Genomic DNA, 22,308 nt, shown 5'->3' with positions numbered 1-22,308 from the left:
ACACTTAAAATCCATTTTTATGATTAAAAAACAAACATTAAATTCATTGACAATAGAGTAAAGCGTGTGATCTAACGCACACTTGCTAGCAATTCTCCGTAACAACTAGTAGCTGCGCGTTACACTAGGCACAAATAATAAAAAGCCATAGATGCTTAAATAGACTGTGCGGCAACAAGCTTGCCCTGCAATCAAGACACTCCCTACAAAATAAAGGTACACAAATGATAGGTACTGCATTATCAACCAGTGCTAAACGCGCTATGCTGCTTGGCTGTGGCGAGCTAGGTAAAGAAGTTGCTATAGAGCTGCAACGTTTCGGTATTGAGATTATTGGCGTAGACCGTTATCCCAATGCCCCGGCAATGCAAATAGCTCATCGCTCACATGTCATCAACATGCTTGACGCCGATGCATTAAAAGCTGTAATTGCATTAGAAAAACCCGATCTGGTTATTCCTGAGTTAGAAGCCATTGCTACCCAGACTTTACTCGAAGTAGAAGCTGAAGGCGTTAATGTCGTCCCTACAGCAAAAGCTACCCAACTAACAATGGATCGTGAAGGTATTCGCCGTTTAGCCGCAGAGACCTTAGGCATTGCAACATCTCCTTATTTCTTCTGTGATAACGAAGCTGAATTTAACCATGCTGTCGCGACGATCGGCCTGCCTTGTGTCGTCAAGCCTGTTATGAGTTCATCGGGAAAAGGCCAAAGTGTTATTCGTAACCAAGAACAAATTTTGTCCGCTTGGGAGTATGCCCAAGAGGGCGGCCGCGCCGGTAAAGGCCGAGTAATTGTAGAGGGCTTTATCGCCTTCGACTATGAGATCACCTTGCTAACAATTAGTGCCGTTAATGGTATTCACTTTTGCGATCCTATCGGTCATCGTCAAGAGGAGGGTGATTACCGTGAATCATGGCAGCCACAAGCAATGTCAGCAACGGTTTTGCAAAAGTCTCAAGCCATTGGTAAAAAAGTCGTCGAAGCTTTAGGCGGTTATGGGCTGTTTGGAGTAGAGCTGTTCATAAAAGGCGATGAAGTCTACTTTTCTGAAGTATCACCGCGACCACACGACACAGGTATGGTAACGCTCATTAGCCAAGATCTATCGGAATTTGCTTTACATGTTCGGGCTATTCTCGGTTTACCTATCAGTAATATCGCTCAACATGGCCCAAGCGCATCAGCGGTAATTCTGGCTAAAGGAACCTCGACAGATATTCAGTTTACCGGTGTAGCAGAAGCATTAGTTGAAGCTGATACGCAAGTACGCTTGTTTGCTAAACCTGAAATCGATGGTCAACGACGTTTAGGCGTTGCTCTAGCTCGAGGCATTGATATTGATAATGCCGTTACTAAGGCGCTCAACGCCGCAGATAAAATCAAGGTCATCATATAATACCAATCAATAACCCAGCGAGTTAGCTGGGTTATTTTTGTTCAAAACAGTGATATTTAGCTAACACAATTTTTAGGTTTACCGGCTAAAAAACAACCTAAGTTGTCGATGGCAATGTTGAGCAAGTTAGCTCTCGCTTCAACTGTCGCCCATGCATTATGAGGCGATATACTAATATTATTCGCGCTCAGCAATGGATTATCAGGTTTAGGTGGTTCAGTCGATAATACATCAACACCGGCAAAGGCAAGTTCACCTTGATTGAGCGCATCCGCTAATGCTTGCTCTTCAACTAACCCACCGCGTGCGGTATTAATTAGCATCGCAGTTGCTTTCATTTTTTTCAGCGAACAAGCATCGATCATGTTCTGAGTCTCAGGCGTTAAAGGACAATGCAGCGAAATAATATCAGACTGAGCAAACACAGTATCTCGCTCAACCCAGCGACAACCTTCTGGCAAAAGTAGATCTGCATTGCGAGTATTAACCAGCACTTGCATACCAAACGCCAAGGCAATTTTAGACACGGCTTGAGCGATATCACCAAAGCCAATCAAGCCTAGTGTTTTACCTTTAAGAGATTGCAATGGTGTCAATGTAAAGCAAAAGTCATTGGCTTGCGTCCATTGACCACGCTTTACCGCTTCAGAATGCAATGCCACTTGTTGAGTCGCATTGAGGATGTGGGCAAATGCCATTTGTGCCACCGCATCAGGACCGTAAGCAGGCACATTGGTGACGACTATGCCAAGATTTTTCGCCGCAATAAGATCTACAACATTAGTACCAGTAGCTAAAATACCGATATATTTAAGCTTAGGTAGCTGCTGTAACGTCGCTTCATCTAGGGGCGTTTTATTGGTAAAAATAACCTCGGCATCTTGGCTACGGGGTAAAATATCAGCACAGGAACTGCGCTCATACACAGTGAGCTCAGCCAATTCGGCAAGCGGTTGCCAATCAAGATCACCAGGGTTAAGGGTAAAACCGTCGAGTACCACTAACTTCATAAAAACTAACCTAAAATTTAAAGCTAGCACCTATATTAGCCTGCCCTTGCCACATGATGTCTGACTGAATTTTCCAGATACAGCCTGCATGATCACAAAATAGCGCATTGTCTGCATCGACAAAGGTGGCGTAGCCTTTCACTTCTGCAAACAGGGATATCGACTGACTAACCTGATACTCAAAACCACCGCCAATCGCCATCGAAAAACGAGTCTCGTTTGAATAACCATCCCCAGGACGCATGTGAGTCAAACCTAAACTTGTGGTCACATAAGGTTGCAATGCACCATTAGGAAAATAGAGCGAACCACCCACATGAAAATAGTCAACATCCATTGAAGTGATAATCTCAGGGCTAAAATTACCCGCACCTTTTAGATCTGTTGCTTGGTGGCTATATAGCAAATAGACATTACCCGGATCCTTAGTGGTGATCCCAAGCATCAGACCATAGTTTTCAGATTCAGCAATCTTACCTTGGCCATTATCAGTACTGGCTGTACTTGAAATATCAAATTCACTGCCAGCAAAGCTATAACCAGCAAATGGCGCCACATACACTTCAGCCGTTGCGGGAAGAGCACACAATGAAGCCATTAATACCCCAATACTTAATCTCATTTTATGTCCCTATCTGTTATGACTAAAATTAGCGCATTCCTCTTTCACCTTTGACTCTATCATAAGCGGCTTGAATGTCTTGTGCTTTTGTCTTTGCTAACTCCATCATTTCAGCTGGCAAGCCCTTAGCCACTAATTTATCTGGGTGATGTTCATTCATCAGTTTTCTGTAGGCACGTTTTATCTCTTGATCTGAATTAGCCTCGCTCATACCAAGCAAATCATAGGCATCTTTAATCGAGGTTTGGTTGCCTGCGCCGCTGCGATGAAAATTAAACTCCGCTTGCCATCGCGCTAGTAAATCATCGAGCTGCTGTTGACTAAAACCTAACTCTTTAGCCACTGTAGACAAAATAGCGCGCTCTTGTTGATCCAATTGCGCATCTGATAATGCGGTTTGAATTTGGATCTCCAAAAACATCTGCAACACTTCTTTACGACCCATAGAAATCAACCTAAAGGTCTTTAAACAAGCATTAAGATCAAAGTCTGAGTCTTTGCCCTCACGGAAGGCTGCTTGCGCATCGGCACGGGCTTGACCGCTTAAGTTAAGCTGATCCATCAAAGAGGTTGCCATGCGAATGTCATTTTCTGTGACTCGTCCCGACGCTTTCGCTACGTGCCCCATAACAGCAAATGTGGTATTAAAGAATAACGCCTGACGTTTAGCACCACTGCTAATGCCTGCATCTCTTGCTAACTTGCGATCATACATATGTCCAAGCCACAAACCGAGAATCGCCCCCGCAAGCCGGCCAAACATAAAGCCAATAACGAAACCGAAAAACTTACCCCAAATACGCATTACTTAACCTTATTACTTTCACGAACTTCAATTTGTGTATGTCGCTCAATTGTGCCTACATCACACCAAAAATGATTAAAATGACAACCACTAACTCGTTGCTGCTTCATTGCTGATCGCAATAACGGTGCCAACGCAAATGCGCCTTCTGGCGTATTATCAAATAGTTTTGGGTGATAAATTCCCATGCCTGAAAACGTCAGCTTTTCCTCTCCATGCTCAAACACCTTACCTTCGGCTAACGCAAAATCACCATCAGGATGCTGACTAGGGTTATCAACTAACCAAAGCTGAGCGAGCATGCCTGAGTCTAGCGGTGCGATTTCAGGTAATCTATCAATAAATATGTCACCATTAATCACCAAAAAAGGCTCGTCGCCTAATAGGTTAAGCGCTTGCTTAATACCACCTCCAGTCTCTAATGCAGATGTCTCAGCACTGTATTGGATATTAACTTGCCATTGACTGCCGTCACCAAGTGCTTCGACTAATTTATGCCCAAGCCAAGCATGGTTAATGACAATCTCACGGAACCCTGCAGCAGCTAGCTTTTCAATGTGATAAACAATTAATGGCTTACCCGCAACAGTTACCAAAGGTTTAGGGATTGAATCTGTCAAAGGCCGCAAACGCTCGCCACGCCCTGCAGCTAAAATCATCGCTTTCATTAGATACCTTGTTATTAATGCAATTGGCTTTTAGCTGTAACCGCTGGAATGATCACTTCAGCTATCCACTTGGAAAACCCATGTAACTCTTGATACCTCGCAGCTATATCGCGAATGTATTCTAATGTAAGTGGGATATCAGCCATATAGGCAGGTTTATTGTCACGATAATTCAGCCTTGCAAAAATACCTGCCGCTTTTACATGACGTTGGATCCCCATTAAATCAAACCATCTTCGATACTGGGCAAAACTCACATCCGCGCCAATAAGCTTATCGTTAAGACATTGCTGATAATGCTGCTGCATAAGTAGTTCAACATCTGAATCGGGCCAACGAATATAACAGTCACGCAATAAAGACACTGCATCGTAAGTCACAGGACCGATAACAGCATCTTGAAAGTCGATCACCTTCAATTGACCATCTTGCAGCATTAAATTGCGACTATGATAATCTCTATGCATGCCAGCCTGAGGTTGTGACATCGCATTTTCGGTCAATACTTTAAAAGCACCCGCCGTGCGAATGTTAACTTCATCAACGGCTAAGCCTAAATGATGTAATGCTAGCCACTCACAAAAAATATCCAATTCACGGGCTACGAATGCTGCATCGTATTTAGGAAGCGGGCCTGTTTGAGTCTGTGTCACTTTAGCAATATCTGTCAGTAACCCTAAAGCCTCAGAGTAGTATTGCTGTAAGGTCTCTTTATTTAATACAGAAAGCAGCTGTGTATCCCCTAAGTCGCTTAGCAACATGACACCTAAATCACGGTCACTTGCAATAACCTTTGGCACAGCAATGCCTTGACGTGAATAGCTATCCGCCAATTGAATAAAAGGCACAATATCGATAAGGTTAGGCGGCGAGTCGACTACAATATAAGAGTCATTATTAACAAAAACTCTAAAGTAGCGTCGAAAACTCGCATCGCCAGATATCAACTGTGGCGATACTTTTACATTAAAATACTGGTTTAGCCATGCATTTAACTGAAGAAATCTAGGATCTGACAAGGGCACCTCATGGCTCTTAAGAAGAAATTGCTTTATTATAACGACAAAATGGAAACAGCTAAGCGATTGAAAAAAATTATTTGGCTGAGTTGCCCAGGAAAGGGACAACTTTTCTCCTCTTTCACTGTCCAGACTAAGAAATCATTATTAATTGACCTAAGATGCAGATCCGTTATTTTCTGGCCTTGAGCCTGCTTCCCCAATTAGTCTTAGCAGACGAAACCGAAACTGTGAGCAACTATAGTGCACAGTGTGTTGTTGTACCTCCGGTAAAACCCTATGTACCTCTCTATGAGCTCAACACTGCCGAGGACTTAGCACGTATCTATATTAGCTCTGATCGTTCTGAAGCTCAGATGGGCAAACAAGCCACGTTTTCAGGTAATGTAAACTTCAGCCAAGGTGGTCGAAATGTCGCTGCAGATGAAGCCATTTTAAATCAAGAAGCTGAAGAGTTAGAGGCCAATGGTAATTTAGTTTTTCAGGATGAATTATTTACCGTTACCGCTGAATCGTTAGTGGCTAAAATGCGCAGTAACAGCGCGGTACTAAGTGGCGCGAAATATTGGCTTCATGGTCAACAGATCCATGGTGATGCAGAGACTTTAGAGATCACTCAAGAGAATAATCTGCTACTTGCCGGTACCAATTTCACCACTTGTCCGGGGGAAGACCCTGCATGGCTTTTAGAAGCCGATCGCATCAAAATCGATAGCTCTGACGAATGGGGCGAAATTTGGGACGCCAAAATTAAAATTGGTGGCGTTCCTGTCATGTATGTGCCTTACATGACCATTCCGGTATCTGATAAACGCAAGTCAGGCTTTTTATTTCCAAGCTTTAGCACCAGCACAACTAATGGTGTTGAGGTTGCGACACCTTACTATTGGAATATCGCTCCGGAATACGACCTAACCTTTACGCCAAACTATATGTCTGCCCGTGGCTTATTTACCAAAACAGAGTTCAGATATTTAGCCGGTGAAAAGCAGCAAGGCCAATTAAACTTAGAATACCTCGCTAATGACGATAAGTTAGTTGGCAGCCCTGACCGCTATCTTTACCACTGGGAACATAGTGGCGCCATCAATAAAAATTGGCGAGTATTAGCCAACTATACTGATGTATCTGATAATAACTATTTCAATGACTTAAGTTCAGATGTGCAGCGTGCGACCGATAACCAATTAACCCGTATCGGTGAAGTTGCCTATTTCGAGCAGAACTGGGATGTCAGCGCCCGCGTACAAGACATCAAAGTACTGGGTGAAGATGAAAAGCCTTATCAAGTGATGCCGCAGCTGACCTTTAATTATCGCGCACCTAACTATTGGCACGGCATAGACTTTAATTTCAATAGTGAATTAACTAATTTTGAGCACCAAGATAGCGAGTACTCGACTGCAACCCGTTTGCATTTAGAGCCAAGCATTTCTTATCCAATACATGGACCAGCCGGCTCACTTACTAGTGAGGTCAAGCTGCTACAAACCAATTACTGGCAAGATGACAGATCGAATTTATCTACCACGCAACTAGATGACACAGTGAATCGAACCTTGCCGCAAGTTCGAGTTCATGGCCAAATTAATTTCGAACGCTTTACCGACTATTTTGACAGCAACTATCGCCAAACGTTAGAGCCACAGTTCCAATACCTTTATGTGGGTTACGAAGATCAATCAGGCATAGGTATTTACGATACTGCCCTATTACAAGAGGACTATAATGGCCTCTTCAGAGAGCGCCGCTTTTCTGGCTTAGATCGTATTGCTGATGCCAACCAGTTCACGCTTGGTTTAACAACCAGAATGTTCAACGAACAAAACCGTGAAGTGTTTAAGTTTAGTCTTGGCCAAATCATCTATTTGCAAGACAGTCGGGTTGGTATTAACGATGTAAATGGCACTAACGATGTGTTTGTACAGGAAAACACTTCAAACTCAGCCGTTGCAGCGGAGCTAACAACTCAGCTTTATTCTGACTGGTTTTTCAGTGGCTCTATTCAATATGACGCTAAAGAAAGTGAAAATAAGAAAAGCGAACTCACAGTTGATTACCGCCCAGGTGAAAATAAGCTCCTACAGGCGAGTTACCGCTATGTACCTGACTTATTAAACACTAACACCAATGAATCCGTCGATATTAAACAGGTAGGCTTCCGAGGCGCTTGGCCTATCAATGACAGCTTATATCTTGTTGGTAACTGGTACTACGATCTAAATGAAAGCCGTGCGGTAGAAACCTACACAGGCTTTCAATATGAATCATGTTGTTGGGCAGTGCGTTTGAGTTATCATTACCGCATTAAGACCAATTATATTGACGAAGATAATCCAGTACAGGATACTCGAGAGCTATTTGAAAGTGGCTTCTATCTTAACTTTGTTATTAAAGGACTAGGTGGGTCGGGTCCATTAGGCGTATCAGATATGCTGGACGACGGTTTATTTAACTACCGTAAACCGCTCTATTTGAAAAATTAGCAAATAAATAACTTAAAAAATGCTGAACCTAGCTGACGACCTAGAGTCAAAGCAGGACTATAGAATCATTCGAGCGGTATAAAAATACCGTAAATGACACTTAATAAATGCCAAGGATTTTTGTGGATGAAACGCTGTAACCAACTAATTTTTGCCCTGTTAACGTTGGCGATGAGCCAAACTATTCAGGCTGCTCCGACGCCACTTGACCGCGTCACAGTACAAGTCAATGAAGGGATCATTCTTGAAAGTGAAGTGAGCGGCATGGTGAAAACCATTAAAGCTAATGCAGCAAATGCTGGGCAAAAACTACCGTCAGATGCAGCGTTGCGTACTCAGGTTATTGAACGTTTGATTCTAACCCGCTTACAACTGCAAATGGCAGACAGAATTGGTTTACACATTGGTGACTTACAACTAGACCAAACCATTGAAAATATCGCCAAGGAACAGAATATTACTGTCGCAAATATGAAGGCGCAAATTGAAAGCGAAGGCACAACTTTTGCTCAATACCGTGAACAATTACGCGAAGAGATCACCCTTGGTGAAATTCAACGTATTCAAGTGCAGCGCCGCATTCAAGTTTCACCACAGGAAATCAATAACCTTGTCAAAATCATCAATGAACAAGGCCTAAAAGATGTTGAGTTCCAAATTGGCCATATCCTTATTGATGTACCAGCAGATGCTAACAGCCAACAATTAGAATCAGCGAATAAGCGCGCTGCTGCTGTGCTTAAAAGATTGAATGACGGTGATGACTTTAGAAGTATCGCGATTGCCGCTTCATCTGGTCCAAAAGCACTTGAAGGTGGTATTTGGGACTACATGAATATCAACGAAATGCCGACTTTATTTGCCGAAGTTGTGGGTGATGCCAAAACTGGTGATATAATCGGCCCAATTAAAAGTGGTTCTGGCTTGCACATTATTAAGATAATGGACGCACGCGGTTTACAAACCCAAGAAATTGAAGAAGTAAAATCTCGTCATATTCTACTTAAGCCATCACCAATTCTGTCAGAAGAGCGTGCTAAAAGCATGATGGACAGATTCCTAGCTCAAGTTAAATCTGGTGAAGCAAAATTTGAAGACCTAGCCCGCCAGTACTCTGAAGATCCAGGTAGCGCGGTCAAAGGTGGTGAACTAGGCTGGGCTGACCCGAATATTTATGTACCAGCTTTTGCTAAGGAACTTAATAGCTTACAGATTGGTGAATACAGCGAGCCATTCCGCTCGACACACGGCTGGCATATTGTTCAGCTAGAAGATAAACGTACAACAGATGCAACTGACAAATTCAATACCAATCGCGCGCATCAATTAATCTTCCGTCGTAAGTTTAATGAAGAGTTACAAAACTGGTTAGACGAAATGCGCTCGGAAGCGTTTATCGATATCTTTGAGCCAGTATCAAACCGAGGTTAATACTATTGTCGACTAAACGAATCGCCATCACGCCGGGTGAACCGGCGGGTGTAGGCCCAGATTTAGTGATCCAACTAGCTCAGCAGGCATGGCCTGCTGAGCTAGTCGTTTGTGCCGATCCACAATTGCTACAATCTCGAGCAAAGAAACTCGGCTTGCCTATTCAACTGCGTCCTTACCAGCCAAATCAGCCAGCAAAAGCTCAAGAAGCCGGCACCTTAACCATTGTGCCCTTTTCACTTGAAACCGAAGCGGTTTGCGGAAAGCTCGATGAGCAAAACAGCGCATATGTTGTTGAAACATTAAAATTTGCCGGCGAAAAAAACATGGTCGGCGAATTTGATGCTGTGGTGACTGGACCTGTGCACAAAGGCATCATCAACGAAGCGGGTATTCCATTTAGCGGCCATACTGAGTTTTTTGCCCACCAAGCAAATTGCCAAGATGTGGTTATGATGTTGGCAGCTCCCGGCCTACAAGTCGCCTTAGTTACCACTCACATTCCACTAGCGTATGTATCTAAAGCCATTACTCGGGATCGACTACATCAAATCATCAAAATATTACACAATGATTTAGTAGAGAAGTTCGCTATTGCAACACCGCGGATCTATGTTTGTGGTTTGAATCCACACGCTGGTGAAGATGGCCATTTAGGCAGAGAAGAGATTGATGTTATTATCCCAGCACTAGATGAGCTGCGTGAACTCAATATGGATATTGTGGGGCCTTTACCTGCAGATACCCTATTCCAACCTAAATACCTAGAAGATGCCGACGTTGTACTTGCAATGTACCACGATCAGGGGCTTCCAGTACTAAAATCTAGAGGATTTGGCAGTTCGGTCAATATCACTCTAGGATTACCCTATATAAGAACATCGGTCGACCATGGTACGGCCTTAGAGCTTGCAGGCACAGGCACTGCAGATATCGGCAGTTTCGTCTGCGCATTAAATAAGGCCATTGATTTGGCTGCAAAGAATTAGTGATAAAAATTATCTCATGAGCAATAAAGTACATTTAGGCCACACAGCCAGAAAACGTTTCGGACAAAACTTCTTAACAGACGAAAATGTGATTAATCGCATTGTTGGCGCTATCTCACCGGATAACGACCACGTAATGGTAGAAATTGGTCCAGGCCTAGCAGCGCTAACAGAGCCGGTGGCAACTAGCATCGACAAACTAATTGTAGTTGAGCTAGATAAAGACTTGGTTGAACGTTTACAAGAGCACCCAGTGCTAAAAGATAAACTCGAGATCCACCAAGGTGATGCACTGAAGTTTGATTTCAACCAATTAGTGCAGCAAGACAAGCAGATGAAAGTATTTGGTAACTTACCGTACAACATCTCAACACCGCTTATGTTCCACTTATTTGAGTTTGCTGAACATATTAAGAACATGCACTTTATGCTGCAAAAAGAGGTAGTTTTAAGGCTATCTGCAGCTCCTGGCACCAAAGCGTATGGCCGTCTAACCGTCATGGCGCAGTACCATTGCCAGGTAATGCCTGTACTTGAAGTTCCACCAGGATGCTTTACTCCGCCACCAAAGGTAGACTCAGCCGTAGTTCGCCTTGTTCCATATAAAGATAAGCCGTGGCCTTGTAAGGATGTAGAGCTGTTAAGAAACTTAACGACTACTGCATTCAACATGCGCCGCAAAACCTTAAGAAATAACCTTAAGCAGATGCTGACAGATGAAGATTTTGAGCAGCTTGGAATTGACGCAGCTTTAAGGCCAGAGCAAATCCGCGTAGATCAATACGTTGCTATGGCAAACCATGTATTTGATAAAAAGTAATCTTGGCGTACCAATGATTAAAAAAGGGCACTAACTGCCCTTTTTTTGTACCTATTATTTGGATTATTAGTGTTAATTTTTATAGTGTCCATTTACTATCAATCTAGCCGTGTTTGCTGAACACTAGCGACAACTGGCATTCTCAGTTACACAGATTTCGCTTAACGTATCTTTTAGGGGCTTGTATGGATCAATTAACATCATCAGTTAGAGTTGACGTAAAAACAGCGTATATTGAAACCCAATCCTCGCCCGATGAAGATAAGTATCTATTTAGTTACACCATTACTATCCATAATCTTGGAAATAAAGCCGTTACCTTAAAAAGTCGTCATTGGTGTATCACCGATGCAGACGGTCGTAAAAGCGAAGTTCACGGCTCAGGTGTTGTCGGAGAAACACCAACAATCCAACCTAAAACCTCATATGAGTATACCAGTGGTACTGTTTTAGAAACGCCATTAGGTGTCATGGAAGGAAGTTACACCATGACGGACGAACAGGGACAAGAGTTCAAAGCAAGAATTGCGGCATTTCGTTTATCCATCCCCGGCTTACTACACTAACAAAAACATAATAAACAGGTAAAAATGGCAAACTATTTTGTAGGCGATATTCAGGGCTGTTTTCAAGAACTCAGCTTACTTCTTGAAAAGGTAGCTTTTAATCCTTCACGCGACAACCTTTGGGCTGTGGGCGATCTAGTTGCAAGAGGCCCAGGCTCTCTAGCAACTTTACGTTTTTTTAAATCACTCCAAGGATCGGCAAAAGTAGTCCTTGGCAATCACGATCTGCACCTTCTAGCGATTCATGGTAAGTTGAAACGCCCCAATCCAAAAGATCATCTAGATGAGCTATTGGCCGCTAACGATATTTCCTCGATTATCGATTGGTTGAGATCACAACCGCTATATCAAGAACTTCCTACACAGCACTTAATAATGACTCACGCAGGAGTGCCACCCAATTGGAACCTTGAGACATTACGCAGCAGAGCCAATGCGGTTAGCCATGTTTTGCAATCACCTAGCTATTTAACCGATCTGATTGAACACATGTATACCAACGACATAGATCAAGACCTGCCGCAACTGTCCGATCTTGAACAGCAGATTTACTGCATAAATGCATTAACACGAATGCGCTATATCACCGACTCAGGCAAGTTGGATTTTAGCTGTAAAGCGCCAATAGAGCATTGCAATGCCGAGTTAACGCCTTGGTTCAACCTACCGCACAATCTACCAACTGATTACCGTGTTGTATTTGGTCATTGGGCAGCAATCATGGGGAAAACCAAGGTTACAAACCGTTTAGGTCTTGATACTGGTTGCTGTTGGGGAGAATTCATGACCTTATGGCATCTAGAGTCTGATCAGAAAATTACTCAGAACAAACTAAAAGGCGTTAAATTAAGTTAAAAAACAGTTAAACTATTGCGACATCTGGTCGATATAAAATATTACTGGGTGTCGCCAACAACAGTGACTTTAAAAAAATAATAACGATGGAGCGCTTATGAAGTTAAATGTAGCCACAAGAGTAATTGGTGGGTTTACCGTTGTCACCTTGCTATTACTCGTTCTCGGCGCCGCATCTTGGTTTACCAATAACCAATTAAAGGCGAGCACTCAGGTTTTGCAACAATTAAGCCTTCCAGCATTGGAGTCAAGCAGCCAACTGACTCAAACTATTTCTCAGCAAGAAAAGCTCGTCTTAGTGGCATACCATAGCCCCGACATTACTGAAATGCCTCAAGTTAACGCTCAGTTCTCCTCAGCAAGCAAAGTCTTCAATAATGAGCTCAACAAATTAAGTACTCTAGTCAGCAACAATGATGACTTTACATCAGTGATCAATAAACTAAAAAGTCACTACGCTAGGTTCAACAATACCAGCCAAGAGATGATGCAGGCCCATGAAAGCGCATTAGTCACAGCACAAAAAGTTGTCAACCAATATGATGAAATTGAGATTGCTGCAGATGATACTGCGTCTTTACTGCTAGATTTGATTGATCTTGAAATGAGTGACGACCCTATTGAGCAAGAGATCGCCGCAACTGCAAGTAATCTGGATCTTAGTTTTAGTAGCATAGTAAGTACTAGCTTCGATCTCATGGGCAGCACTGATAAAGCCAAGTTTAATACCATTTCCAAAGAGCTAGATTACATAGTTAGTGACTCAAAAAGCAAAGTGACTTACATCACCAGTCATTGGGAAGGCGTTGTTGATGCAGAGTTAATCAATGAGATTAACAGTGAAGCCAATAAAGTATTTAGTATGATCAATGGCCGAAATTCTTTGATTGAGTATAAGCGCAACGAAATTGCTTACAACGATAGCGCATCGGCATTATTGACTGAGGTTGAGCAGACTGCAGGCAATGTTAATCAACAGATGGTAGCATTAACCAATAACATTGAGGCCATATCCAATACCATTAGCTCTGACGCTATCGCTAACATTGATAGTGCCAGTATGCGTACCGTTTTGTTAATGCTCGTTGCCGTTATTGTAGCAGTAGTAGTAAGTATTGCAGTTGTACGACCGCTAACGCGCTCACTAGATAAAGTAAACCATGCACTTAATGTGCTAGCTTCAGGTGATCTCACTCATAAGCTTGACGATTCAGGCCATGATGAGTTTGCTACGCTATCAAAAAACTGCAATAAGCTTGTTGATAGTCTACGGGGCTTAATCCAAGGCATTTTAGAGCGTTCAGATCAACTTGCAGCGGCAGCTGAACAAACATCCACAATTACTGCGCAAACAACTACTGGCATTCAAGAACAAAAAAGTCAGGTTGATCAAGTCGCTACAGCGACAACCCAGTTAAGTTCGAGCGCGCAACAAGTGACAGCAAGCGCCGACGACGCCCTAAGTCAAATCAAAGCTGCTGATGACGAAAGTCAGCATATGCGCCTCATTGCCGATGAAAATAAACGCACTATTCTAGCTCTTGCCGATGAAGTGTCTAAAGCAAGTGTCGTGATCAATAAGGTGCACGCTGACAGTGCCTCTATCGGTTCTATTCTTGATGTGATCCGTGGTATTGCGGAGCAAACCAACCTATTGGCCTTAAACGCCGCTATTGAAGCAGCTCGCGCAGGTGAGCAAGGGCGAGGCTTTGCCGTTGTCGCAGATGAAGTTCGCAGCCTAGCATCACGTACTCAAGATTCAACTCAAGAAATTCAACAGATGATTGAGGTTTTACAGCAAGGTACTCAAGAAGCCGTCGCTGTAATGGACCTAGGGCGCACTCAGGCCAATTCTTGCGTAGATAAAACAGAACAAGCTAATAATGCATTAGAAAGCATTAGCGACGCAGTACATCGCGCTCATGACTCAGGAACACATATTGCCCATGCAGCCCAAGAGCAAAATCTCGTTAGCCAACAAGTCTCTGAAAAATTAGAGCACATTGCAGCTATCTCAGAGGAAACCTCTACTGGAGCGAGCCAAACAGCACAGTCAAGTCACCAAGTGGCCCTGCTAGCTGAAGAGCTACAAGCGTCGGTAAAGGAATTTAAAGTATAATACTAATTGGTATAAGCTCTGCGATAGCGACAGGAATTACCACCTCAAACGATAGATACAAAAATACCGGGATAAACCCGGTATTTTTTCATCTTTACGTGCTCGATTTAACCGCCAGCGATACGTGACTTAATCGCGTTAGTGATCTCACTACCACTATGGCCGTTGCTTTCAGCCCAAGCAACAATTGTTTGACCATCAGCCTCGACAGCACCTAATGCAGATGCTGGTAGACGCTTAGCAACAAACGTCCCCACTTTGTTAGAACCACTTTTTAGGGCTGTTCTTAATAAGCTATCGCCGTTACAAGAAACACCACTATAAATATTACGTAGTTTAACTCGGCTTTCCTTTAGCTTTTTGCGTAAACGGTTTTTATCGTCGGCTTGCACATAGTTGCAAATATTCGCTGCCAATTGATCTTGATTAGCTGCAACAGGTGAAGATAGAGAAATTGAAGATGCCACCATCAATGTAGCGAGGCTTACAGACAACAAGCGCATCTGATACTCCTTATTTTTAGTTTTATTTATTAGCAAAGTAGCGCTATCGAGTAGGCTGGCTTTGTCTAGATACAGGGTACTAAACAACCCGTTAAATTTAACATTTTTTTACCAACTTGATAAAGCTATATTCAAGATCATTATCATTTTTAGCTACATCTCTAGACACTTCTTGCCAACTACCGTCATTCCACTCTGGAAAATAGGTATCACCGTCAACATCTAACGCAATTTCAGTCAGATATAAAATGTCAGCTTGTGGTAGTAACATCTCATATAATTGTCCACCGCCCATAATCACCAACTCTTCACAGTCACCTGCTGCCAATTTAGCATCATCAAAACTGGTTACTGTGGTAACACCATCAATAATAAGGTCTGCTTGACGGCTAATGACGATATTGTGGCGACCAGGTAACGGTCGACCAATAGACTCATAGGTTTTTCGGCCCATCACAACTGGCTTACCTAAAGTCATGGCTTTAAAGTGTCGTAAATCTTCAGGTAAATGCCAAGGCATTTGATTGTCTTTACCGATCACTCGGTTATTTGCCATTGCGGCAATCATCGCGATTTTCATAGGGTTCTCGTTATTGATTATGTTTAACTTAAAATAGGGCTGATGTTAGCGCCAAAAAAACTAAATATGAAACAGCTCAGTATGCAACTAAGGCAGCGACATCGCTACTTAATGACTGGGCGCGAACGGAAATACAACAAACTCGGCATGGCTAAACCAACCGAAAGCGCCCCCAAGATAAACACCGTTTTTAAGCCATTGCTAACCACTTCATAAATAAGTTCAGGACTCATCTCAGCTTGTGCGGTTAATTGTACAAGACCAATAACGGTATTAAAGGCGTAAGTACCTGGGATCATAGGAATAATGGCCGCTACCGCATACATTAATGGTGGCGCCAAATGTTTTTTTGCAAAAGCGATAGTCACTACGCCAACCAAGGCGGCGGCTAAAAATGTTGCCCATTCGATTGGTAAACATAAGCTCAACCACATAGTACGACTACCATGCCCTAAAGCAGCTGCTAGTGCGCAATAAGGTAGATAGCGTCTTGGAACATTAAACACCATAGCGAAACCAACCGCAGGGATAGCGGAGAATACGGCGTCATTCAACATGGTTAAAACAAGTGACATCATAGAAATAAGCCACCTATCTGCATTGCGATAGTAATCCCGATTACCGATGCTACGGTTAATAACGTTGCATGACCCCAGCGAGAGATCCCCACATTTAAGTGGCCTTTAACCATATCGGATATCGAATTGATCATTGGAAAACCAGGCACCAGCATTAACACACTCGCAGCCATCGGTAATTTAGGCGTATCAGTCCAATCAAACTGATAACCAGTCTGCGCAATCAAGGTGGTTACAAACGCGGTAACACTAAAGTTAAGCAATAAATTATAGTGGCGTTTTGCGATTGCCAATCTCACAAACATACCAGTCGCTGACGCTAAAAATGTGATAGCACAGGCGTTAAGATCGCCGCCAAATAAATGGCAAAAACTGGCACAAGATAGGCCGATCATCGGCACAACATATTTTGCAGGATAAGTTTTAGCTTGAATACGCCCCACTCTTTTGCGTACTTCGTTTAGGCCGTAGATCCCCTTTTCTGTGAGCAAGCAAATACGTTGTAGTTCGCACACCACAGTCATATTAATACCATGTTCACGAATGCGGCGAGTGGTCGTTATGCAGCGACCTGCAGAAAGGCTAGTTAATACGAGTGAGTTGGAAGAAATTGATATTTCGACACTTTCTAAGCCTAAGGCGTGGCCTAGACGCTGAGTGATCTCTTCAACGAGTTCAGATTCAGCGCCATAAGCAAGCAGAAGTTGAGCAACCCTAACGACCTGACGAGTGATGTCATTTTGCGTTGTAGCGTACACCTTATCTCAACTTCCTCTTATGTATTGTTATCTTTGGTAGATAATTTCTACATCATAATCATCGTCGTCAAAATCATCATCGAAGTCATCATCATAATCTTCGTTGATTGATTCATTGGCTTTCTGATGATAGTTATCCCACTTAAACTCAACTTCAGCGTCTGCATCGACTTCTTCTTCAGGAGGAAGTGAATCAATAAAGTCCAATAGTTTAACGGCTAACTCAGCTGTACCTTCACGGTTATAAGCAGAAATGGTGTAAACCTCGCCATCCCACTCTAACTCTTTAACGATATGGTCAATACGCTCTTGTAGCTCTTCTTCAAGCATCAAGTCAGCTTTATTGATCACTAGCCAGCGTGGCTTGCCAGCAAGCTTCGGAGAGTGCTTTTCGAGCTCACCCACAATTGCGCGTGCAGATTCAACAGGGTCGCTACCGTCAATCGGCTCAACATCCAAGATATGTAATAGAACACGACAACGCTCTAGGTGCTTCAAGAACTGCACACCTAAGCCAGCACCATCAGCAGCACCTTCAATTAGACCTGGAATATCGGCAATGACAAAGCTCTGACCAGGTCTTGGGTTAACCACACCTAGATTAGGGACTAAGGTGGTAAACGGATAGTCTGCCACTTTAGGTTTCGCTTTTGACACAGAGCGAATGAATGTTGACTTACCCGCGTTAGGCATACCTAGCAGACCAACATCAGCTAGCAAAAGCAGCTCTAGCTTAAGGCTACGAACTTCACCGTCTGTACCTAATGTTTTTTGTCTTGGTGCACGGTTAGTACTGCTCTTAAAACGAGTATTACCAAGACCGTGGAAACCACCTTTAGCCACAAGTAATTTTTGGCCATGGGTAGTTAAATCACCTAGTGCTTCTTCGGTATCGTTGTCGATAGCGCGAGTACCAACTGGTACTTTAAGGATCAAATCCGCACCGCCGTGACCAGTACAATCACGCCCGCGTCCATTCTTACCGCGTTCAGCGATATGGAAACGTTCAAACTGATAAGTGATCAGTGTATTAAGGTTTTCGTCAGCTTGTAGATAAACACTACCGCCATCACCACCATCACCACCGTCTGGACCACCATCCGGAACATATTTTTCGCGTCTAAAGCTAACGCAACCACTGCCACCATTACCGGCTTCTACGCGGATAATAGCTTCATCGACAAACTTCATACCAACTCCTGGCACCCTAGAATATAAGAATTATACTCTTAACGATTCTAGTCGCCAAAAAACAATTTAATTTAATTTACAAAAAACAAAGCCCCACCAATGGCGGGGCTTAAAAACAATCTTAGCTTAAGCTACAGATTATTCTTCGATGCTGATGAACTTACGGTTCTGTGGACCTTTAACTTCAAACTTCACTTTACCATCAGTAAGAGCGAATAGAGTGTGGTCACGACCGATACCAACATTAACACCAGCGTGGAATTTAGTACCACGTTGACGAACGATGATGTTACCAGCTAGAACTGATTCACCGCCGAAGCGCTTAACACCAAGACGTTTGCTTTCTGAATCGCGGCCGTTACGAGTAGAACCGCCAGCTTTTTTATGTGCCATGAGTTATTCTCCTAATTAAGCGTTGATAGCTGTAATTTTAACTTCAGTAAACCACTGACGGTGGCCCATTTTCTTATCGTGGTGCTTACGACGACGGAACTTAACAATAGTTACCTTCTCCGCACGGCCGTGGCTGATAACTTCAGCAACAACCTTACCACCTTCAACTAAAGGTGCACCAACGTGTACAGTTTCACCATCAGCAACCAAAAGAACTTGGTCAAATTCGATAGTTTCGCCTGTAGCAACTTCTAATTTCTCTAAACGAACTGTATGGCCGGCTTCAACGCGATGTTGCTTGCCGCCACTTTGAAAAACAGCGTACATAGCTATTTTACTCCGATATTTCTAACACGCCGCTCAAAACATCTTTGTTTGATGCAGGGGTGCTATAAAAGCTTTAATGACAATGGTCGCGGAGTTTACGCTAAGAACAGGCTGCTGACAAGTCTTAATTAACTTAGAATAAAAAAAGACCCAAATAACTCTCACAATTACCTACAACTACTGTCTTGTACCGCAAATTTAGGTAGAATCCATCTATTATAACATTTAAGCCTTAATTGAGCTGTATGTTAACCAACAGCCAACAAGAACTAGAGCCTACTTATGGATTTAAACGCCATTCGTCAATTGACTGATAGCGATATGCAAGCTGTCAATCAACTGATCTATAAACAACTAGAGTCAGATGTTGCCCTAATTAATCAACTTGGGTTCTACATTATCAACGGTGGCGGTAAACGCTTACGACCTCTGCTCTCTATATTAGCAGCAAGAGCTATCGACTATAAAGGTGATTCTCACCTTAAATTAGCGGCGATCATTGAGTTTATTCATACTGCTTCGTTATTGCATGATGATGTAGTGGATGAATCTATGCTGCGACGTGGTAGAGAAACGGCTAACGCCCTCTTTGGCAATAGCGCCAGTGTATTGGTAGGCGACTTCCTTTATACCCGCTCATTCCAAATGATGACCGAACTAAAATCGATGCAAGTGCTTGAGATTTTAGCCGACGCAACCAACGTACTTGCAGAAGGTGAGGTCTTACAATTAATGAATTGTAACGATCCTGACACCACTGAAGAAAGTTACATGCGTGTCATCTATTGTAAAACAGCAAAACTATTCGAAGCCGCAACTCGTCTTGCAGGACTTCTTGCTGACAGCCCAATAGAAGTACAACAGGCACTTGCTGATTACGGTAAATATTTAGGAACAGCATTCCAATTAACTGACGACTTACTGGATTACACAGCTGATACAGAAGAGTTAGGTAAGAATATCGGCGACGATTTGGCTGAAGGTAAACCGACTTTGCCACTTATTTTTGCAATGGCTAACGGCAGTGATACTGAAAAAGCACTTATCCGCGAAGCCATTGAAAAAGGCGATGGTACCGAGCATATAGACGTGATCCTCGCAGCCCTTAAAAACTGTGGCGCATTAGAATATACCGAGCAACGTGCTATCGAAGAGTCAGAAAAAGCCATTGCAGCACTTTCTATTATTCCAGACTCAGACTACAAAACTGCGTTAATCTCACTGGCAATGATTGCAACTCAACGTAGCAATTAATTGCGCTTCACTGAGATGAAAACAAAAAGGGAGCCTAGTCGGCTCCCTTTTTAATAACCGTATTGACGATTACTTAACGAAATCGATACCTAGCTGGATATCAGCTTGCAACGTATCAAGCATAGCATCACGAGCATTAGCTTCAAATGCGCTAACCTCACCGTAAGCCAATACCTCTTCGACACCATTTTTACCTAGTACAACTGGTTGTGCGAAGAACTCAGCATGTTCACTGCCGCCGTCTACGTAAGCACATTCAACAACATTTGCTTCACCTTGTAGACCACGAACTAAAGATAGACCAAAACGACATGCTGCTTGACCCATAGATAAGGTCGCACTGCCGCCGCCAGCTTTAGCTTCAACCACTTCAGTACCCGCGTTTTGAATACGAGTCGTTAGTGCTGCAATTTCTTCATCAGTAAAGCTTACGCCTTCCACTTGAGAAAGAAGCGGTAAAATCGTTACCCCACTGTGACCGCCAATTACAGGAACTTTAACGTCAGCAACATTCAAACCTTTAGCTTCAGCAACAAAAGTTTCTGAACGGATCACATCAAGAGTGGTAACACCGAATAAACGATTTTTGTCGTACACACCAGCCTTTTTCAATACTTCAGCAGCAATAGCAACTGTAGTATTAACTGGGTTAGTAATAATACCAATCAGCGCTTTCGGGCATGCAGCCGCGCACTTTTCAACAAGATTACGTACGATACCCGCATTAATGTTAAATAGATCTGAGCGATCCATTCCCGGCTTACGCGCAACACCAGCAGAGATAAGTACAACGTCAGCACCTTCTAGTGCAGGCGTTGGATCTTCACCAGCAAAACCTTTCACATCCACTGCGGTTGGGATATGGCTCAAGTCAACCGCAACACCAGGAGTCACTGGAGCGATATCATACAATGACAAAGTTGAACCCGCAGGTAATTGTGTTTTTAACAGTAGGGCAAGTGCCTGGCCAATGCCGCCAGCAGCTCCAAGTACAGCAACTTTCATAGTTATCTCCGTTAATTCTCGGATTTTTGTGATTTAGATCCATTTTCTTGATGCGGCAACAGTACTGGATTCACAATTAAATTTCAATTATCCCTTAGTCGTGTTCTGCATAATCTAGAACGCTAATATAAAAGGGGTTACTCAAAAAGCTTGTGGGAATCGGGCTTTGAAGCGGGTTAGTAAGATGGATTAGCAAATTAAAAATTAGAATAATCATTCTAACTGAAATATATCCTTAACGTCCATGACTGCTATCAGTGAATTTTTATTCATCAAAACGAATATTATTTGACAAAAATTGCCAAAATAATCATCATGAGGCAGATCTTATTGAATAAAGAATAAAAAAATATGCAAGCAAGTAAAAGCCAAGATGATTTAGTCAAAACCTTTAAATCAATTTTAAAAGAGGAGCGATTTGGCTCTCAGAGTGAAATTGTTACAGCCTTACAAGCTGAAGGCTTTAGCAATATTAACCAGTCTAAAGTCTCGCGTATGCTAAGCAAGTTTGGTGCGGTAAGAACCCGTAATGCTAAGCAAGAGATGGTGTACTGTTTACCTGCAGAGCTCGGCGTACCGACGGCAGGAAGTCCATTAAAAAATCTAGTTTTAGACGTTGACCATAACCAAGCTATGATCGTAGTTAGAACTAGTCCAGGTGCTGCACAGCTAATTGCGCGACTTTTAGATTCAATAGGTAAACCTGAAGGGATCTTAGGCACTATTGCTGGTGACGATACTATCTTTATCTGTCCATCTAGTATTCACAATGTTGAAGATACACTAGAAACCGTCAAGTCTCTGTTTAATTACGCAGATTAATACCACAGACTGTCAAAATTTGCTGACAGCATTGACGCTTAAAAGCTAAAATTCGATAAACTTAATGCCATACAAATGTGTATGGCATTAAGTTTTATTCTAAGGCC

Annotated in this window: 23 protein-coding genes; 10 read left to right on the top strand and 13 right to left on the bottom strand. The window is 42.9% G+C overall.

Going from position 1 to position 22,308, the window contains the following annotated elements; all coding sequences use genetic code 11:
* Positions 1-224: 224 nt before the first annotated feature.
* Entirely contained in the window at positions 225-1,400 is a 1,176-nt protein-coding gene (gene purT, locus L884_RS0101705; protein WP_028765866.1) for a formate-dependent phosphoribosylglycinamide formyltransferase, read from the top strand.
* A 56-nt stretch (positions 1,401-1,456) separates the two neighbouring features.
* Here purT and L884_RS0101700 read toward each other — a convergent pair whose 3' ends face one another.
* Genes L884_RS0101700 through L884_RS0101680 form a run of 5 tightly spaced genes read right to left on the bottom strand, consistent with a single transcriptional unit; the run spans position 1,457 to position 5,530 of the window.
* The gene (locus L884_RS0101700) at positions 1,457-2,410 is read right to left on the bottom strand and encodes a D-2-hydroxyacid dehydrogenase (RefSeq protein ID WP_028765865.1); all 954 of its coding nucleotides are present in this window, start codon (positions 2,408-2,410) and stop codon (positions 1,457-1,459) included.
* Between the two features lie 10 nt (positions 2,411-2,420).
* On the bottom strand, positions 2,421-3,032 hold the full coding sequence (locus L884_RS0101695) for an outer membrane beta-barrel protein (protein ID WP_028765864.1): 612 nt from the start codon (positions 3,030-3,032) through the stop codon (positions 2,421-2,423).
* Between the two features lie 28 nt (positions 3,033-3,060).
* Positions 3,061-3,837: a co-chaperone DjlA gene (gene djlA / locus L884_RS0101690; RefSeq protein ID WP_028765863.1), complete on the bottom strand. Its 777-nt coding sequence runs from the start codon at positions 3,835-3,837 to the stop codon at positions 3,061-3,063.
* Positions 3,837-4,505 (bottom strand): N-acetylmuramate alpha-1-phosphate uridylyltransferase MurU, encoded by a 669-nt coding sequence (gene murU / locus L884_RS0101685; protein ID WP_028765862.1) that lies wholly within the window; start codon positions 4,503-4,505, stop codon positions 3,837-3,839. Before murU ends, djlA begins: the two co-directional genes overlap by 1 nt.
* 14 nt (positions 4,506-4,519) lie before the next feature.
* Positions 4,520-5,530, bottom strand: coding sequence for an aminoglycoside phosphotransferase family protein (locus tag L884_RS0101680; RefSeq protein WP_028765861.1), 1,011 nt, complete (start codon positions 5,528-5,530; stop codon positions 4,520-4,522).
* 155 nt (positions 5,531-5,685) lie between these two features.
* Here L884_RS0101680 and lptD point away from each other — a divergent pair, with 155 nt between their 5' ends.
* The 7 genes from lptD (at position 5,686) to L884_RS0101645 (ending at position 14,790) form a co-directional block, all read left to right on the top strand.
* Positions 5,686-8,010 (top strand): LPS assembly protein LptD, encoded by a 2,325-nt coding sequence (gene lptD / locus L884_RS0101675; RefSeq protein WP_028765860.1) that lies wholly within the window; start codon positions 5,686-5,688, stop codon positions 8,008-8,010.
* A gap of 126 nt (positions 8,011-8,136) precedes the next feature.
* A complete protein-coding gene (gene surA / locus L884_RS0101670) occupies positions 8,137-9,441 on the top strand; it encodes a peptidylprolyl isomerase SurA (protein ID WP_028765859.1) in 1,305 nt (434 codons plus the stop codon).
* A 5-nt stretch (positions 9,442-9,446) separates the two neighbouring features.
* Positions 9,447-10,430, top strand: a complete 984-nt coding sequence (pdxA, locus tag L884_RS0101665; protein ID WP_028765858.1) for a 4-hydroxythreonine-4-phosphate dehydrogenase PdxA — start codon at positions 9,447-9,449, stop codon at positions 10,428-10,430.
* Positions 10,431-10,446: 16 nt separating this feature from the next.
* A complete protein-coding gene (gene rsmA, locus L884_RS0101660) occupies positions 10,447-11,250 on the top strand; it encodes a 16S rRNA (adenine(1518)-N(6)/adenine(1519)-N(6))-dimethyltransferase RsmA (RefSeq protein WP_028765857.1) in 804 nt (267 codons plus the stop codon).
* A 185-nt stretch (positions 11,251-11,435) separates the two neighbouring features.
* Entirely contained in the window at positions 11,436-11,816 is a 381-nt protein-coding gene (gene apaG, locus L884_RS0101655; protein WP_028765856.1) for a Co2+/Mg2+ efflux protein ApaG, read from the top strand.
* Positions 11,817-11,840: 24 nt separating this feature from the next.
* Entirely contained in the window at positions 11,841-12,671 is an 831-nt protein-coding gene (locus tag L884_RS0101650; protein WP_028765855.1) for a symmetrical bis(5'-nucleosyl)-tetraphosphatase, read from the top strand.
* A 97-nt stretch (positions 12,672-12,768) separates the two neighbouring features.
* Entirely contained in the window at positions 12,769-14,790 is a 2,022-nt protein-coding gene (locus L884_RS0101645; protein ID WP_028765854.1) for a methyl-accepting chemotaxis protein, read from the top strand.
* A 107-nt stretch (positions 14,791-14,897) separates the two neighbouring features.
* Here the strand turns inward: L884_RS0101645 and L884_RS0101640 are convergent, their stop codons facing one another.
* The 7 genes from L884_RS0101640 to rplU all read right to left on the bottom strand — a co-directional run bounded on the left by L884_RS0101640 (position 14,898) and on the right by rplU (position 19,120).
* Entirely contained in the window at positions 14,898-15,293 is a 396-nt protein-coding gene (locus tag L884_RS0101640) for a DUF3718 domain-containing protein (RefSeq protein WP_028765853.1), read from the bottom strand.
* Between the two features lie 97 nt (positions 15,294-15,390).
* Positions 15,391-15,873 carry a type 3 dihydrofolate reductase gene (gene folA / locus L884_RS0101635; RefSeq protein WP_028765852.1) on the bottom strand — a complete coding sequence of 161 codons (483 nt, stop codon included), beginning with the start codon at positions 15,871-15,873 and terminating at the stop codon, positions 15,391-15,393.
* 104 nt (positions 15,874-15,977) lie between these two features.
* Complete coding sequence (locus tag L884_RS0101630) at positions 15,978-16,451, bottom strand: threonine/serine exporter family protein (RefSeq protein WP_028765851.1); 474 nt, start codon at positions 16,449-16,451, stop codon at positions 15,978-15,980.
* A complete protein-coding gene (locus L884_RS0101625) occupies positions 16,448-17,209 on the bottom strand; it encodes a threonine/serine exporter family protein (RefSeq protein WP_028765850.1) in 762 nt (253 codons plus the stop codon). The genes L884_RS0101630 and L884_RS0101625 overlap by 4 nt, the downstream gene beginning before the upstream one ends.
* A gap of 27 nt (positions 17,210-17,236) precedes the next feature.
* Entirely contained in the window at positions 17,237-18,400 is a 1,164-nt protein-coding gene (gene cgtA / locus L884_RS0101620) for an Obg family GTPase CgtA (protein ID WP_028765849.1), read from the bottom strand.
* A gap of 138 nt (positions 18,401-18,538) precedes the next feature.
* Complete coding sequence (gene rpmA, locus L884_RS0101615; protein WP_028765848.1) at positions 18,539-18,793, bottom strand: 50S ribosomal protein L27; 255 nt, start codon at positions 18,791-18,793, stop codon at positions 18,539-18,541.
* Between the two features lie 15 nt (positions 18,794-18,808).
* On the bottom strand, positions 18,809-19,120 hold the full coding sequence (gene rplU / locus L884_RS0101610; protein ID WP_028765847.1) for a 50S ribosomal protein L21: 312 nt from the start codon (positions 19,118-19,120) through the stop codon (positions 18,809-18,811).
* Positions 19,121-19,402: 282 nt separating this feature from the next.
* Between rplU and ispB the strand changes: the two genes are divergently transcribed.
* The gene (ispB, locus tag L884_RS0101605) at positions 19,403-20,374 is read left to right on the top strand and encodes an octaprenyl diphosphate synthase (RefSeq protein WP_028765846.1); all 972 of its coding nucleotides are present in this window, start codon (positions 19,403-19,405) and stop codon (positions 20,372-20,374) included.
* Between the two features lie 69 nt (positions 20,375-20,443).
* Here ispB and mdh read toward each other — a convergent pair whose 3' ends face one another.
* Positions 20,444-21,379: a malate dehydrogenase gene (mdh, locus tag L884_RS0101600; RefSeq protein ID WP_028765845.1), complete on the bottom strand. Its 936-nt coding sequence runs from the start codon at positions 21,377-21,379 to the stop codon at positions 20,444-20,446.
* 351 nt (positions 21,380-21,730) lie between these two features.
* Here mdh and argR point away from each other — a divergent pair, with 351 nt between their 5' ends.
* Positions 21,731-22,201, top strand: a complete 471-nt coding sequence (gene argR / locus L884_RS0101595; RefSeq protein ID WP_028765844.1) for a transcriptional regulator ArgR — start codon at positions 21,731-21,733, stop codon at positions 22,199-22,201.
* Positions 22,202-22,308 lie beyond the last annotated feature (107 nt).

This window comes from Shewanella fidelis ATCC BAA-318 (assembly GCF_000518605.1).
GTDB classification, from domain to species: Bacteria; Pseudomonadota; Gammaproteobacteria; order Enterobacterales; family Shewanellaceae; genus Shewanella; species Shewanella fidelis.
This window is presented reverse-complemented; position numbering and strand designations above follow the sequence as displayed.